Source organism: Nitratidesulfovibrio sp. HK-II (genome assembly GCF_003402415.2).
Taxonomy (GTDB): Bacteria; Desulfobacterota; Desulfovibrionia; order Desulfovibrionales; family Desulfovibrionaceae; genus Cupidesulfovibrio.
Genome location: NZ_AP036014.1, coordinates 3,223,354 through 3,237,889 on the forward strand (window position 1 = coordinate 3,223,354; position 14,536 = coordinate 3,237,889).

A 14,536-nucleotide genomic window follows, 5' to 3' on the forward strand; every position below is an offset into this window, starting at 1 on the left:
TCCCTTCCTTGCCCGTTATTCCCAGACGTAGGTGGCCGAGAGCTCGGGGTTTTCTTCCCAGGGGGCCTTGAGGTCTGACCAGACCTTGCTGGTGACCAGGCGCTTGATCTCCACGTAGAAGTTCACCGCGCCCTTGAAGCCCGCATAGGGTCCGCCGTAGTCGTAGCTGTGCAGCTGCTTCATGGGCACGCCCATCTTCTGCACCGAGAACTTTTCCTTGATGCCCGCGCAGAACACGTCGGGCTTCAGGAGCTCGATCAGCTTGTCGGCCTCGTACTGGTTCAGGTCGTCGATGACGAGGGTATTGGACTCCATCTGGGGCATCATCCCTTCGTAATCCTTGAAGGTGAAGCCTTCCTCGGCGAGGCGCTTCAGGTCTGCTTCGGATTTGCGGGGGGCGAAGCGGGTGGCGTCCGGCTCGACCTCGATTTCCTCGATGTTGCGGCTGTCGGCGTCCACCTTGATGGAGGGCATGACCTTGCGGCCTTCGTAGTCGTCGCGGTGGGCGAACTCGTACCCGGCGGCGATGGTCTTCATGCCCATTTCGGTGAACAGGTCCTGGTAGTGGTGGGCGCGCGAGCCGCCCACGAAGAGCATGGCCGTCTTGCCTTCGGTGAAGGGCTTCACCTCTTCCAGGGCCGCGTGCACGGCGGGCATTTCTTCGGCGATGACTTCTTCAACCCGGTCGATGAGCTTCTTGTCGCCAAAGTACTGGGCGATCTTGCGCAGCGACTTGGCGGAGGATTCCGCGCCGATGAAGTTCACCTTGATCCACGGGATGCCGTACTTGGTCTCCATCATCTCGGCCACGTAGTTGATGGAACGGTGGCACATGACGGCGTTCAGGTCGGCCTGGTGGGCGGTGGCGAAGTGCTCGTAGGTGGAGTTGCCGCTGAAGGTGGACACCAGGGTGATGCCGCACTTTTCCAGCACGCGTTCCAGTTCGAAGGCATCACCGCCGATGTTGTACTCGCCCAGCATGTTGATCTTGTATTCGCCAAGCTTGGGGGTATCGTCCTCGCCCACCACGTGGGTGAATATCTGGTTGTTGGCGATGTGGTGACCGGCGGACTGCGAGACGCCCTTGTACCCTTCGCAACTGAAGGCGAAGATGTTGATGCCGAGCTTTTCCTTCATCTTGCGGGCCACGGCATGGATGTCGTCGCCGATGAGGCCCACCGGACAGGTGGCGAAGATGGCGATGGCCTTGGGGTGGAAGGTGTCGTAGGCCTCCTGGATGGCCGCAGCCAGCTTCTTCTCGCCGCCGAAGATGATGTCCTCGTCCTGCATGTCCGTGGAGAAGGCGTAGGGCATGAAGTTTTCGGACGAATCGAACGGGGCCTTGGTCTGGTTGCGGCGGGTGAGCCACGAGTAGAACCCGCAGCCGATGGGCCCGTGCGTGATGTTCACGATGTCACGGGTGGGGCCCAGGATGACGCCCTTGCAACCGGCGTAGGTGCAGCCGCGCATGGTGATGATGCCGGGGGTGGTGCGCACGTTGGCCTGCACCTCGGGCACCACGTCGCCCTCCGCCACCTGGTTGATGACGATCTGCTTGGCGCGCTTGCGGGCGACCTTGGTGGGATACTTCTTGAGCAGTTCTTCCTTGACGGTCGCGACGTCGGGGATGCTCTTGTTCTTCAAAGCCATGGTATACCTCGTTTCTGGCAGTAGGCGTGGTTGCAAGGTGTAGTTTTGTTCGCTGGCCAGGAAAACGAACCGGCCGCGAGGGAACATACTCTTCTTGTATTTGACCGAGTCGGCGGGCGAAGTTTGACGCCGCCAGCGGGCAAAAGAACCCTTGCAACGCGCCTACAGTATGGCCTTGTCGCCATGCTCGGCGGTTCTCACCCGGTGGGCCTCCGGCACGGCGGACACGAAGATCTTGCCGTCGCCGGGCTTGCCCGTCTGGTTGACCTTGATGATGGCCTCGACCACGTCGCTGACCTGGTCGTCGGGCACCACCACGGTGACCACGCGCTTGGAATACAGCCTGCCCTTTTCGCCGAGCAGTTCCACGGCCTCTTCGAACCCTTCCTTGGCGCCTTCCAGCAGGTCGCTGCTGACCAGCCCTTTGCCCCGGCCGAAGGCTTCGTGGGCGTAGAAGCCGTTCACGCCCGCCTCGGTCAGGGCCTTCTTGGTCTGGTTCATCTTGTTCAGGCGCACTACGGCCATGATCTCCTTCATGCGGCGGCCTCCTCGATGTCGGGTTCCTTCACGCCGGAGCTGATGGTGTAGACCTCTTCAACCGGGGTGACGAAGATCTTGCCGTCGCCGAAGGCGCCCTTGGCGCCGGTGCGGGCCGCGTCCATGATGGTGTCGATGACGAACTGCTTCTCGCTGGCCTTCACCACGCTGATCAGCAGGGTCTTGGGAATCTCGTCGTAGGTGATTTCACCTATCTTGATGCCGCGCTGCTTGCCGCGCCCGGCCACGGACATCTTGGTCACGGCCGGGAAGCCCGCCGCCATGAGGGCAGCCAGCACGTCGTCGGATTTCTCGGGTCTCACGATGGCACGAACCATGATCATCATCGCCGTTCTCCTTCAGCTTGGGTGGGGTGGTGGAAATGGTTCGGCTAGGCTTCGAACAGGCCGTAATCCATCAGCAGCTTTTCCAGTTCCGCGATCTGGAGGGGCTTCGGCACCACGAACATCTTGTTTTCGTCGATGGCTTTCGCCAGGTTGCGGTAGTGCTGGGCCTGCCCATGCTCGGGCGAGAACTCGATGACGGTCTGGCGGTGAATTTCGGCGCGCTGCACCTGGTTGTCGCGGGGGACGAAGTAGATCATCTGGGTGCCGATCTTGCGGGCCAGCTCCTCGATCATTTCCTTTTCGTTGTCCACGTTGCGCGAGTTGCAGATGAGGCCGCCAAGGCGCACGGTGCCCGATTCCGCGTACTTCATGATGCCCTTGCAGATGTTGTTGGCCGCGTACATGGCCATCATCTCGCCGGAACACACGATGTAGATTTCCTCGGCCTTGCCGTCGCGGATGGGCATGGCGAAGCCGCCGCACACAACGTCGCCGAGCACGTCGTAGAACACGTAGTCCAGCTTCTGGTCCTCCTCGTACGCGCCGAGGGATTCCAGCATGTTGATGGAGGTGATGATGCCGCGCCCCGCACAGCCCACGCCCGGTTCGGGGCCGCCCGATTCCACGCAGAGGGTGGTGGAGTAGCCGGGCTTGCGGATATCATCGAGTTCCACGTCCTCGCCCTCGTCACGCAGGGTGTCGAGCACCGACTTCTGGGCCAGGCCGCCCAGCAGCAGGCGGGTGGAGTCGGCCTTTGGGTCGCAGCCGACGACCATGACCTTGCGCCCCAGAGCTTCCGCGAGACCCGCGACGGTGTTCTGCGTGGTCGTGGACTTGCCGATGCCGCCCTTGCCGTAGATGGCCACCTTTCTCATGATATCCTCCTGAAGATTCACGCCCGGCCTGGGTGTTGGATTGGCCGAGGTGCGTTCGCCGTGACTGGCGTGCCCATGCAACGACACGCATAGGGCAAACCCCGTGCCAGTGCGTTCCATGCTCCACAACACTTCGAAACAACAGGACTTCATACGTGAATAAGGCGGGATGGTGCGCGTCGGACGCGACACGCGCGACGCGCCCATTTTGTCGCACGCGACAAATGCGTTGCTCCCGACACGGCTGGAGCATGGGGCGAGGGGTGGGCTAGCTGGGAGAGGAGTGGTGCGCCGCTTTCATTCCGGGCATGCGCGTACGCAGGCGCGCGCGTCTCCGGCACGAAGGGGGACGGCGGCGTGCCTGCGGCTACAACCTGCCGTAACGCAAGGAAATGACGGGACGGGGGAGCACGGAGAAGCCGACAAAGGACGGTGAAGGGAAAGGCGGCGACCGGGGGCTGCCGGACATGCCCGACAAGGTGATGCCGCCCCGGCATGGCCGAGTTGGCACCGACGATGCATGAAGGGTGTGTCCGGTTCACGCGGATGCCGCCCCGCTTCCTCCTCCGCCGTCACCCGAAGGCGGGGTGGCATCCGCCATTCTTTCATGGAGGCCGCATGCTGCTCGACACCACCCTGCGCGAAGGGGAACAGTCCTTCGGCACCTACCTGTCCATGGCCGACAGGGAGCGCATCCTGCGCGGCCTGGCCGCCGTGCGCGTGCAAGAGGCCGAGGTGGGCTGGGCCGGGCGTGAGGACCTTGCGGACATGCTGGCCCTGTCGGCCCGGGTGGCCCCCGGCCTGGCCGCCGCCGCGTGGTGCCGCTGCCGCCCCGAGGACCTGCGGACCGCCGCGACCTGCGGGGCGCGGCGCGTCTGCGTGGGGGTGCCCGTGTCCGACGCGCATCTGGCCCGGCGGCTGGGCGTGGGCAGGCCCGCCCTGCTTGATCTGCTGGCCGCCACCCTGGCGGAGGCCCGCGCGCTGGGCATCCGGCACGTTACCGTGGGCATGGAGGACGCCTCGCGCGCGGACCGCGACTTCGTGTTCGCCGTGGCGCGCCATGCCGCCGCCCACGGCGCGCACCGGGTGCGCCTGAGCGACACCGTGGGGCTGTATACCCCGCTGGAGGTGGCGGACATGGTGCGCGGGCTGCGCGCCGCGCTGGACGCCACCCGGCAGGACGCCACGGCCCCGCGCGCCCGCCGGGTGTCCATCGGCACGCATTTTCACAACGACTGCGGCATGGCCACGGCCAACGCCCTCACCGCCCTGGAAAGCGGGGCGGACTGCGCCGACGTTTCGGTGCTGGGCCTTGGCGAGCGGGCCGGGGTGGCCCGGCTGGAGGAGCTGGCCGCCGCCCTGGTGGTTCGCGGCCGCGCAAACCTGGATCTGGCCCCCCTGCGCGGGCTGTGCGCCCACGTGGCCCAGGCCGCCGGATTGTCTGTGCCGCGCCACTGGCCCGTGGCCGGGCGCGACATCTTCGCCGTGGAAAGCGGCCTGCATGCCCACGGCGTGCGGCGCGACCCCAGCCTGTTCGAGCCCTTTCCACCCGCGCTGGTGGGCGGCAGCCGCCGGTTGGGCGTGGGGCGCAAGAGCGGCGTGGCCGCCGTGGCCGCCGCCTTGGCCGAACTTTCCATCCTGCCGCCGCCCGACGCGCTTCCCGCCATTGTGAAAGCGGTGCGCGAGCTTTCCGCAACCCTGCGCCGCCCGCTGACCCCGGCGGAACTCACCGGCATCGCCAGTGCCGGGAGTGGCGTGCCGGAAAGGTACCGCACCGGCGGCGCAGCCGGGATCGCCCTCCTATCCGCTCCCCCTGTTTCCGACGCGCCGCCGACCGGTGGCGACGACAACGACAAGCCCCGGCACCCCCGCACAGCGGATCAAGGCCGGGCACGCACACGGGAGGCATGACCATGCGCCTGCTCTGCACCACCGTGGCCGTCGCCATGGCCTGCGCCATGCTGACGGCGCTTCTCCTCGGCCCGCTGCCCGCCTGACCGCGACCGAACACGGTACCGCCGCGTCCGCCAGGAGCGCGGCCGCGCCGTGGCGGACCCGCGGACAACGGGCTTTGATACGGGGGCCTTCGTCCACTCCCTGCGCGGGATGGGGCGAAGGCCCCCGTTCGTGTGCCCCCTCCGCCGTCGGACAAAAAAGAGCGGCCCTCCCCTTTCGGAAAGGACCGCCCACGCCAGGCTGGGTATGCGCCGCGCCGCTCCACCGGGAAGCGCCGCGACAGGAAAAGGCTGGCGGAAAAAGACAGCCCGGCTACATGCCGAGGTAGGCCTTCTTCACGTCTTCGTTCACCAGCAGGTTGGCCGCGGAATCCTCCAGCGTGATGCGCCCGGTTTCCATGACGTAGCCGCGATGGGCGATCTTCAGCGCCTGGTTGGCGTTCTGCTCCACCAGGAAGATGGTGGTGCCGTCCGCGTTGACCTTGCGGATGATGTCGAAGATCTGCTGGATGATGATGGGCGCGAGGCCCAGCGAGGGCTCGTCCAGCAGCAGCAGGCGCGGCCGCCCCATGATGGCGCGCGAGATGGCCAGCATCTGCTGCTCGCCGCCGGAAAGGGTGCCCCCCGCCTGCTTGCGGCGCTGGGCAAGGATGGGGAACAGGCCGAAAATGTAGTCCAGGTCGCGGGCGATGCCTTCCTTGTCGCTGCGCAGAAACGCGCCAAGGTCCAGGTTTTCCTGCACCGTCAGGTCGGGAAAGATCAGCCGCCCCTCGGGCACCTGGCTGATGCCCAGGCGCACGATCTCGTTGGGCTTCATCGCATGGATGGGCTTGCCCTCGAAGAGCACCTCGCCGCTGCGCGGGGGCACCGCGCCGCACACGGTCATCAGCGTGGTGGTCTTGCCCGCGCCGTTGGCGCCGATGAGCGTGACGATCTCGCCCTGGCCGATGGTCAGGTTGATGTCGCGCAGGGCCTGGATGTTGCCGTAGAAGGCGTTGACGTTACGCAGCTCAAGCATGGGATTCCTCGCCCAGGTATGCCTTGATGACCCTCGGGTTTCTGCTCACTTCCTCGGGCGTGCCCTCGGCGATCTTCGAACCGTATTCCATGACGTAAATGCGGTCGGACAGCGACATGACCATGCTCATGTCGTGCTCGATGAGCAGCACGGAAAGCTCGTGGCGTTCGCGAATCTCGAGGACCAGTTCCTTCAGTTCAAGGGTTTCCTGCGGGTTCATGCCCGCAGCCGGTTCGTCGAGGCAGAGCAGGAAGGGGTTGGTGGCCAGCGCCCGGGCTATCTCCAGGCGGCGCTGCGCGCCGTAGGGCAGGTTGCGCGCCTGGTCCTGATAGTGCTGGTGCAGGTTCACGCTTTTCAGCAGCTCGTAGCTTTCCTCGACGATGCGCTGTTCCTCGGCGCGGGTGCGCGGGTCGCGCAGCAGCGCGCCCAGAATGCCCGCCCTGGTGCGGCAGTGACGGCCGATCATCACGTTTTCCAGCACGCTCATGGTGGGGAACAGGCGGATGTTCTGGAAGGTGCGCGACATGCCGAGCGTGGTCACCTCGCTGGCCTTCATGCCGTTCACCGTGACGGTGCGGCCGTCGCGCGGGGTAACCCGCACCTCGCCCTCGGTGGGCACGTAGATGCCGGTGATGCAGTTGAAGAACGTGGTCTTGCCCGCCCCGTTGGGGCCGATGAGCGCCACGATCTCGCCCTGGCGCACCTGCAGGTCCACCTCGTTCAGGGCGCGCAGGCCCCCGAAGTTCATGGATACGGAACGGACGTCGAGCACGGCGGCCGACGCATTGACGGCGGCGGTGGCGGTGGTTGCGGACATCAGGCGTTGCCTCCGGCGGCGGGGCGCGCCGCTTCAGCGCCGACGCCGTCTGCGCCGGGCACGTTGTACTTGGTGCGCCCCGGCGAAACGAGGCCCTGCGGGCGGAAGACCATCATCAGCACCATGGTCGCGCCGAAGATGAGCATGCGGTATTCCGAGAACGCGCGCAGGTATTCGGGCAGCAAGATAAGCACCAGCGCGCCCACCGAAACCCCGATGACCGAGCCCATGCCCCCCAGCACCACCATGGCGAGCACCATGGCCGATTCCAGAAAGGTGAAGCTGGCCGGGTTGATGAAGGTGGTCTTGGCCGCGAAGATGACCCCGGCAAAGCCCGCCCAGCACGCGCCCAGCGCGAACGCGGTGAGTTTGGTGGTGGTGATGTCGATGCCCATGGCCTGGCAGGCTATTTCATCCTCGCGCAGGGCCTGCCACGCGCGGCCGATGCGCGAGTTCTTCAGGCGCGTCACCGCGACGATGGTGACGATGACCGCCGCCAGGATGAGGTAGTAGATGTAGGTGGTGGCCTCGTTCACCGACAGCTGCATGCCGAACAGACCCGGCCGCTCGATGTTGGCGATGCCGCTGGGCCCCTGCGAGAAGCTGCTCCAGTTTTCCAGCACCAGGCGGATGATTTCACCAAAGCCCAGGGTGACGATGGCCAGGTAGTCGCCGCGCAGGCGCAGCACCGGAAAGCCCAGCAGGATGCCGAACAGCGCGGCCATGGCCCCGCCGATGGGCAGCACCGCCCAGAACCCCAGGCCGAAGTTGCTGTTCAGGATGGCGTAGGCATAGGCCCCCACGGCGTAGAAGGCCACGTAGCCCAGCACCAGCTGGCCCGAAAGGCCCACCACGATGTTCAGGCCAAGGCCCAGCATCACGTAGAGCAGCGCCGAGATCATGATGTTGGTCTGGTAGGTGGAAAACACCCACGGCAGCGCCAGGAACACGGCGAAGATCAGCGCCATGGCGGGCACGGCGGCCTTGGGGTCGCTGCGCAGGCGCTCGAACCACGCGCCGCGCGCGCTCATGGCGCCCCCGGCCGCGGCGGCGCGCCCCGCTTCCTTGCGGGCCAGCATGAACCGCCACACGAAGGAAAGGACGAATATGCCCGCGCCCATGCCCAGCATGTTCTCCCACCGCCAGTCGATGGTCCCGTTCAGGCTGTCTATCCTGATGACCATGAGCGGAAAGGTCAGGAACATGAACCACAGGCTGACCAGTATGGATTTCTTGAGACCTTGCATGAAGACTTCCTCGAAATGCGTCGTTGTGTCCCGCGTGTTCCGGCACCCGGCGGGGCGGCCCTGATGCCTGCGGGGTACCGCAGGCAAGGCGGGGGAAGGCCCAGATGGCTGCGGGGTGCCGTAGACCTGGCGGGAAAACCCACGCCGGTCCGACAGGCTTGTGCCCCGGCGTCCCGCCGGGAGCGTGACCGGGCTGGCTAAACCTTTTGCGTCTTGGCCTTGCCCAGGATGCCCGAAGGCCGGAAGATGAGGATGAGCACAAGCAGGCCGAAGGCCAGCGCATCCTCGTAGTCGCTCGAAATGTACCCGGTGGCGAAGCTTTCGCACCAGCCAAGCACAAGGCCCCCCAGCATGGCCCCGGGAATGGAGCCGATGCCGCCGAGCACGGCGGCGGTGAAGGCCTTGATGCCCGCGATGAACCCGATGGCGAAGTTCACCTGCCCCACGTGCGAGGCGATGAGCACCCCGCCCACGGCCGCCAGCGACGAGCCGATGACGAAGGTGAGCGAGATCACCTTGTCGGCGTCGATGCCCAGCAGCATGGCCATCTTGCGGTTCTGGGCCGTGGCGCGCATGGCCTTGCCCATGCGGGTGTACTTGATGAACAGCGTCAGCGCGGCCATGGCGACGGCCGATGTGACGATGATCAGCACCTCGCTCGCGCCCATGATGTGCGCGATGGGTTCGAGAAATTCGGGCTGCGGCACCAGATTGGGAAACGGCATGAAGTCCGAGGTCTGGGCCAGGATGACGTAGTTCTGGAGAAAGATGGACATCCCGATGGCCGAGATGAGCGGCGAGAGGCGCGGCGCGTCGCGCAGCGGCTTGTAGGCGATCTTTTCGAGCGTCACGCCGTAGGCCGCACAGTAGATGACGGCCACCGCGGCGGCGATGATCAGGATGGCCACGGCCGGAAAGCCGTAGATGCCAAGCGCCCCGGCCACGATCAGCGCCGTGAACGCGCCCAGCATGTACACCTCGCCGTGGGCGAAGTTGATCAGCTCGATGATGCCGTACACCATGGTGTAGCCGAGCGCGATGAGCGCGTAGATGGAGCCGCGCGTCAGCCCGCCGAAGAAAAGTTCCCAGAAATACTGCCAATCCATTAGTGCCTTCCCGTGCACGCGCGGGCATGCGCCGCGCCGTCGTCAAAACTCGGGGGACGGGCCAGCGGCCCGCCCCCCTGTCATATCGGATGCTTGCCGAGGAACTACTTGAGTTCCACGTACTTGCCGTTCTTCACCTGGTACATGGAGAAGCCGACGCCTTCGGCATCGCCACGCTTGTCGAACTTGATCTTGCCCACCGAGGTTTCAACGAATTCGGTGCGCAGGGCGTTCATGATCTTGGCGGAATCGGTGGAACCGGCCTTTTCGATGGCGTTCAGCAGGGCCAGGGAAGCGGCGTAGGCTTCCTTGTAGAACGCGCCGGGCTCGGCGCCGAATTCCTTCACGTGGGCTTCGATGGCTTCCTTGTACAGGGGCAGCGCGCTCACGTCGCGGGAGCTGGAGGCGTACACGCCTTCGGCGTCCTTGCCGGCCACCTTGATGAAGGTGTCGTCCTTCACGCCGTCGTCGGACACGAAGGGCAGGTCCATGCGCTTCTTGCGCATCTGCTGCACGATCTTCGAGGCTTCGGGGTGGTAGCCGCCGAACATCACGGCTTCGGCGCCGGAGTTGCGGATCTTCTGCACCACGGCGGAGTAGTCCACCGCACCGGGGGTCACGCCTTCGAACAGCACCACGCTGCCCTTGCCGCCCTGCTCGATGAACTGCTTGGCGTATTCAGCGTAGCCCTTGCCGTAGTCGCCCTTGTCATGCAGCACGGCGATCTTCTTCTTGCCCAGCTTCTCGATGGTGAAGTCCACGCCCAGCTTGGCCTGCTGGTCGTCGGAAGCGATGGTGCGGAAGAAGTTGGGGTAGTCGCCGCTCTGGGTCAGGGCCGGGTTGGTGGCCGAGGGCGACATCAGCACGATGTTGGCTTCCTTGTAGATGGGCAGCGCGGCCTTGGTGGCGCCGGAGCAGATGTGGCCCAGCACCACGTTGGCGCCGTCGGACACCAGCTTGGTGGCCGCGTTGGTGGCCAGTTCGGGCTTGCACTGGTCATCCTGGGGGATGACTTCCACCTGCTTGCCGAGCACGCCACCCTTGGCGTTCACCATCTTGGCCACGAGCTTCGCGGCGTTGACGGTGGGCAGCCCGTAGGAGGCCAGGTCGCCGCTGTGGGCGCCGGCCACGCCGAACTTGATGGTGTCAGCTGCAAACGCCGGGCAGGCCATGACGGCCAGGGCAAGACCCGCAACAAGGCCTTTGAACCATCCTTTACGCATGCTCGATCCTCCGAAATGTTGACGAAACGGGTGAACAATATTGTAAAGACATTGCCGCAACGGCGACCACCCCGCGCACGCACGGCAATGCAGCGCGTCGGGCAGGAATGCCACCATCGACCAACGTTTTTTGATGCCACGGAATTTGGAAAGCTGTCAAATACTACCGGTTACGGCAAATGCGTGATGTTTCGGCGACATCTTGGCGATGCGCCGCCGCGTTGTCATTTTTGGCATCACTTCGTCGAGAGAAAACCCGGCCCCGGTTTTGGTCCACCCTGTCGGTGTCCGCCGCGCCCACCCGCTCGACAACGAGACACACGTCCGTCCTGAAGCGTGCGCGCCATCAAAAACGTGCGTGCGCACGCTCGGCGGCACGGGACGCCGTGGTGCTCCGCACGCTCGCTTCCCACCGGGCGCACTGCCCTACCCTTGCATCGCTTCATCCGTCAAGAGCGCCACGGCAGATTCGTCGCTTCCGTCATCCGGCCACCCTGTTCGCGCCCCTCGGTTTCGTCCGGCGAGCCCCGCGCCCCACCCATCCCGGCGCACCCACCGGCGGCGCGCAGACATGCTCCGGGTTGCCGCCGCCCACCGGAAGGTGCATACCATGGGCAATCCCCAATCACAGGAGTGCGCCATGCTGAAGGCATTCAAGGAATTCGCGGTAAAGGGCAACGCGCTGGACATGGCCGTGGGCGTCATTCTGGGCGCGTCGTTCGGCACCATCGTCAAGTCGCTGGTGGACGACGTGATCATGCCGCCCATCGGCCTGGTGCTGGGCGGCGTGGACTTTTCCGACCTGTTCGTCACCCTGCGCGACGGGGCCGCGCCCGGCCCGTACGCCAGTCTGGCGGCGGCCAAACAGGCGGGCGCGGTGACGCTGAACGCGGGCGTGTTCGCCAACACGGTGGTCAGCTTCCTGATCGTGGCCTTTGCCGTGTTCCTGCTGGTGCGCGGGGTGAACACCCTGCGCACGCGCCTGGAAGGCCCGGCCGCGCCCAAGCAGCAGGACTGCCCGTTCTGCTTCACCAAGATCGACGTGCGCGCCACCCGCTGCCCGCACTGCACCACCGAACTGCGCTGAGTCCAAACGCAGCGCCGCCGCCGGGGCAGTCTCCGGCGGCGGCGGGCCCTTGGGCGTCCGCCGTGGCCGCCCGGCACGGGGGTGCGGCAGGCAAGGGCGGCCAGGCGGAAAATTCCGGCGCGAGGCGGGGCGGTGCGCCTATTCCGGCCCGGGCCGCACCAGCAGCACGTCGCAGGGGGCGTCGCGGGTCAGTTTGGCCACGGCGTCGCGCATCACTTCCAGCCCGCGCGTGAACGGGTTGGACAGCACCAGCAGGTCGTACCCCCTGGCGGCATGCTCGCGCACCACGTCCACCACATCGCCGGGCGCGGTCAGCAGTTCGCCGGGCAGATCGCCCCGGCGCTCCAGAAAGGCGCGCGCGGTTTCCGCCGCCGCCTTCTCTTCCAGCCCCTGCATGTATTCCAGAAAGCCGATGCGCGAATTGCAGCCGGACAGCCAGTCATGCCCGGTGAACACATCCCATGTGGCGTCGATGACGAACAGGGCGTCCAGGGTGGCTCCCTGTTCACGGGCGATGCGGATGGCCTCGTCCACGGCGCGGCGGGCGCCTGGGCCGTCGTCAAGGGCGAGCAGCAGCTTCATGGGGGGCTTCATGGAGGGCGTCACGGGCGACTTCATGGGGGCATGTTCTCCGTATGGGGGAAATCTGTCGGCGGGCGGCAAGGTGCCGCCCGCCTGTGCGATGCGGATGCGATGCTTCGGCCGGGGGGACCCCCGCCGACCGTATGCGGACCATGATGGCTAGGGAAGCGTGCCCTTCTCGTGTTCCAGCACGACGATGGTCTGCTTGCCCTTCTTGACGCCATCGCCGGGCTTGGCGGAAACCTTCAGCACCTTGCCGTTGGCCTTGGCGGTGAAACTTTCCACGGCGACCTTCTCTTCCATCACGTTGTTGACCCACTTCTTCTTGACCACTTCCAGCGCGTAGAGCTTGTCGCCCTTCTTCACGTCGGCGCCTTCGGTCACGAAAATCTCCACCAGCTTGCCGTCCTGGGGGGCCTTGATGCCCACCGAGGGCACGATGAAGGCCATGTAGGTCAGCACCACGACCACGATGAGGGCCGAGGCGAAGATGGCGGCCACGTCCTCGTGGCGGTCGCTCTTGAATACGGTAAGGGACTTCTTCTTGTCGGACATGTGTGTTCTCCTCGTGCGGGCCGCCTAGAAGGCGCCTTCCTTCGGAATGAAGGCCAGGATGATGATCATGGCGAGGACGTACTTGGTGACGCCCGCAATGAGCCCGATGCGCAGCGGCTTGCCGCCCGCGGCCTTGATTTCGCGCACATCGATGTACGCGCCAAGGCCCACGAGACCGATGCCGAACACCCAGGCCATGACGTCGCGCATCAGGTGCAGCGTCTCGGAGCCTTCGGTGCCGATGATGTGCAGCGAGGACAGCGCGGTCATGCCGATGAAGCCCAGCACGAAGATGGGGAACTTGGAGGCGAGGATGGAGCCGAGGCTGACGTGTTCGGCGTCGGCTTCGCCCTTCCAGTACCAGGCGGTGATGAAGAACACCACGAACGGGATGCAGATGACGCGCACCACGTTCCAGATTTCGCCGTAGGCCACGGCGGTGCCGGGGGCGAAGTTGGGGTTGAAGGCAAGGCAGGTGGCCAGCACCTGGCCCGAGTTCAGGATGCCCGTGCCCACCCACGCGCCGAACTGGTAGTCGGACAGCGACAGCATCTTGCCCACGAAGGGGCTGACGAACATGGTCATGATGCCGAAGCCGAGAATGGTGGCGATGGACAGGGCGAGATCCACGGGCTTCGCGCGCACGCCGGGCGCGGTGGCCACGGCGGCGGAGACGCCGCACACGCCGCAGGCGGCGGCCATGGTGGCGGTGACCGAACGGTCGGCCCCAAGGCGCTTGCCCAGCCACAGCACGAAGATGGCCGTGCCGAACACGAAGGCCACGATGAGCGTGATGGCCACGCCGCCCACCTTCAGCAGCTTGTCGAAGGTGTACAGCGAGCCCAGCATGATGACGCCGGTCTTGATGAACAGGCGGGTGGTGCGGAAGCCTTCCTCGGCCCAGGCGGGAATCTTTCCGCCGAACAGGATGTTGCGGTAGAACATGCCGGTAAGGATGGACAGCAGGATGTAGTTCAGGCTCAGCACCTGCACCAGCCAGCCCTTGCTGCCGAACACCACGGCCTCCTTCATCCACGGTTCAACGTACACGCGCAGCACGTACAGCGTGCCGATCATCACCGCGAGACCGGGCACGATGGCCAGGATCTTTCCAAAAAGCCCCTTGTCTTCCATTGCGTTGCATCTCCTCGGGGGTTGCATGACCTCAAGACCGATGCCCCGGCGGATTGACCCGCCGCGCCGACGCGCGGACCACGGCCCGCCGGTGCATCGACCCTTTCCTTATTCCTTCGCCCGCGCACGGCGCGCAGCCGTGTGCCGGATGGCGACTGCCCGAAAAGCAAGACGCGGACCATTCGGGCCGGAGAAGTCCGAAACATGGAATTCCGGCATGTTGCGCAGCCAGGCTGCGCGCCGCGCTGCTAACTTGCGTTGGCACCCGCAGCCGATGCAACGCAGCAAGCGGGCCGCAGGTTGCCCTTTGCCCCGCCTGTGCTAGACAACGGCCATGCGGCGTCGGCCGCGCCAAACCGGAGGGAAGGGAACGGGACGGACGGAATCCGCCGCGCGGGCGCAA

14 protein-coding genes are annotated in these 14,536 nt (G+C 65.7%); 2 read left to right on the forward strand and 12 right to left on the reverse strand.

Annotated features, from left to right (window positions below; all coding sequences use genetic code 11):
• Positions 1-15: 15 nt before the first annotated feature.
• The 4 genes from nifD to nifH all read right to left on the reverse strand — a co-directional run bounded on the left by nifD (position 16) and on the right by nifH (position 3,409).
• Positions 16-1,650, reverse strand: coding sequence for a nitrogenase molybdenum-iron protein alpha chain (nifD, locus tag RVX_RS13545; RefSeq protein ID WP_116308140.1), 1,635 nt, complete (start codon positions 1,648-1,650; stop codon positions 16-18).
• A gap of 162 nt (positions 1,651-1,812) precedes the next feature.
• Positions 1,813-2,187: a P-II family nitrogen regulator gene (locus tag RVX_RS13550; protein WP_007526562.1), complete on the reverse strand. Its 375-nt coding sequence runs from the start codon at positions 2,185-2,187 to the stop codon at positions 1,813-1,815.
• The gene (locus tag RVX_RS13555; protein ID WP_043609716.1) at positions 2,184-2,534 is read right to left on the reverse strand and encodes a P-II family nitrogen regulator; all 351 of its coding nucleotides are present in this window, start codon (positions 2,532-2,534) and stop codon (positions 2,184-2,186) included. The genes RVX_RS13550 and RVX_RS13555 overlap by 4 nt, the downstream gene beginning before the upstream one ends.
• A gap of 44 nt (positions 2,535-2,578) precedes the next feature.
• A complete protein-coding gene (gene nifH, locus RVX_RS13560) occupies positions 2,579-3,409 on the reverse strand; it encodes a nitrogenase iron protein (protein WP_007526558.1) in 831 nt (276 codons plus the stop codon).
• A gap of 618 nt (positions 3,410-4,027) precedes the next feature.
• Here nifH and RVX_RS13565 point away from each other — a divergent pair.
• Entirely contained in the window at positions 4,028-5,320 is a 1,293-nt protein-coding gene (locus RVX_RS13565; protein WP_116308139.1) for a LeuA family protein, read from the forward strand.
• Positions 5,321-5,677: 357 nt separating this feature from the next.
• Here the strand turns inward: RVX_RS13565 and RVX_RS13570 are convergent, their stop codons facing one another.
• The 5 genes from RVX_RS13570 to RVX_RS13590 form a co-directional block, all read right to left on the reverse strand.
• Positions 5,678-6,382 (reverse strand): ABC transporter ATP-binding protein, encoded by a 705-nt coding sequence (locus RVX_RS13570; protein WP_116308138.1) that lies wholly within the window; start codon positions 6,380-6,382, stop codon positions 5,678-5,680.
• Positions 6,375-7,199: an ABC transporter ATP-binding protein gene (locus tag RVX_RS13575; RefSeq protein ID WP_050804071.1), complete on the reverse strand. Its 825-nt coding sequence runs from the start codon at positions 7,197-7,199 to the stop codon at positions 6,375-6,377. The genes RVX_RS13570 and RVX_RS13575 overlap by 8 nt, the downstream gene beginning before the upstream one ends.
• Positions 7,199-8,446, reverse strand: coding sequence for an ABC transporter permease subunit (locus RVX_RS13580; protein WP_116308137.1), 1,248 nt, complete (start codon positions 8,444-8,446; stop codon positions 7,199-7,201). The genes RVX_RS13575 and RVX_RS13580 overlap by 1 nt, the downstream gene beginning before the upstream one ends.
• A 197-nt stretch (positions 8,447-8,643) precedes the next feature.
• Complete coding sequence (locus RVX_RS13585; RefSeq protein WP_116308136.1) at positions 8,644-9,552, reverse strand: branched-chain amino acid ABC transporter permease; 909 nt, start codon at positions 9,550-9,552, stop codon at positions 8,644-8,646.
• 104 nt (positions 9,553-9,656) lie between these two features.
• Complete coding sequence (locus tag RVX_RS13590) at positions 9,657-10,775, reverse strand: branched-chain amino acid ABC transporter substrate-binding protein (RefSeq protein WP_007526544.1); 1,119 nt, start codon at positions 10,773-10,775, stop codon at positions 9,657-9,659.
• A 640-nt stretch (positions 10,776-11,415) separates the two neighbouring features.
• Between RVX_RS13590 and mscL the strand changes: the two genes are divergently transcribed.
• On the forward strand, positions 11,416-11,862 hold the full coding sequence (gene mscL, locus RVX_RS13595) for a large conductance mechanosensitive channel protein MscL (protein WP_116308135.1): 447 nt from the start codon (positions 11,416-11,418) through the stop codon (positions 11,860-11,862).
• Positions 11,863-12,000: 138 nt separating this feature from the next.
• Here mscL and RVX_RS13600 read toward each other — a convergent pair whose 3' ends face one another.
• From RVX_RS13600 to RVX_RS13610, 3 genes are all read right to left on the reverse strand, one after another.
• Positions 12,001-12,480 carry a universal stress protein gene (locus RVX_RS13600; protein ID WP_230404833.1) on the reverse strand — a complete coding sequence of 160 codons (480 nt, stop codon included), beginning with the start codon at positions 12,478-12,480 and terminating at the stop codon, positions 12,001-12,003.
• A gap of 123 nt (positions 12,481-12,603) precedes the next feature.
• Positions 12,604-12,999, reverse strand: coding sequence for a biotin/lipoyl-binding protein (locus RVX_RS13605; protein ID WP_116308134.1), 396 nt, complete (start codon positions 12,997-12,999; stop codon positions 12,604-12,606).
• Positions 13,000-13,023: 24 nt separating this feature from the next.
• Positions 13,024-14,133 carry a YeiH family protein gene (locus RVX_RS13610; protein WP_116308133.1) on the reverse strand — a complete coding sequence of 370 codons (1,110 nt, stop codon included), beginning with the start codon at positions 14,131-14,133 and terminating at the stop codon, positions 13,024-13,026.
• Between the last annotated feature and the right edge of the window lie 403 nt (positions 14,134-14,536).

Coding starts and splice junctions, on each gene's coding strand:
- nifD (WP_116308140.1), bottom strand. CDS start 1,650: ATGGCTTTGAAGAACAAGAGCATCCCCGACGTCGCGACCGTCAAGGAA.
- RVX_RS13550 (WP_007526562.1), bottom strand. CDS start 2,187: ATGAAGGAGATCATGGCCGTAGTGCGCCTGAACAAGATGAACCAGACC.
- RVX_RS13555 (WP_043609716.1), bottom strand. CDS start 2,534: ATGATGATCATGGTTCGTGCCATCGTGAGACCCGAGAAATCCGACGAC.
- nifH (WP_007526558.1), bottom strand. CDS start 3,409: ATGAGAAAGGTGGCCATCTACGGCAAGGGCGGCATCGGCAAGTCCACG.
- RVX_RS13565 (WP_116308139.1), top strand. CDS start 4,028: ATGCTGCTCGACACCACCCTGCGCGAAGGGGAACAGTCCTTCGGCACC.
- RVX_RS13570 (WP_116308138.1), bottom strand. CDS start 6,382: ATGCTTGAGCTGCGTAACGTCAACGCCTTCTACGGCAACATCCAGGCC.
- RVX_RS13575 (WP_050804071.1), bottom strand. CDS start 7,199: ATGTCCGCAACCACCGCCACCGCCGCCGTCAATGCGTCGGCCGCCGTG.
- RVX_RS13580 (WP_116308137.1), bottom strand. CDS start 8,446: ATGCAAGGTCTCAAGAAATCCATACTGGTCAGCCTGTGGTTCATGTTC.
- RVX_RS13585 (WP_116308136.1), bottom strand. CDS start 9,552: ATGGATTGGCAGTATTTCTGGGAACTTTTCTTCGGCGGGCTGACGCGC.
- RVX_RS13590 (WP_007526544.1), bottom strand. CDS start 10,775: ATGCGTAAAGGATGGTTCAAAGGCCTTGTTGCGGGTCTTGCCCTGGCC.
- mscL (WP_116308135.1), top strand. CDS start 11,416: ATGCTGAAGGCATTCAAGGAATTCGCGGTAAAGGGCAACGCGCTGGAC.
- RVX_RS13600 (WP_230404833.1), bottom strand. CDS start 12,480: ATGAAGTCGCCCGTGACGCCCTCCATGAAGCCCCCCATGAAGCTGCTG.
- RVX_RS13605 (WP_116308134.1), bottom strand. CDS start 12,999: ATGTCCGACAAGAAGAAGTCCCTTACCGTATTCAAGAGCGACCGCCAC.
- RVX_RS13610 (WP_116308133.1), bottom strand. CDS start 14,133: ATGGAAGACAAGGGGCTTTTTGGAAAGATCCTGGCCATCGTGCCCGGT.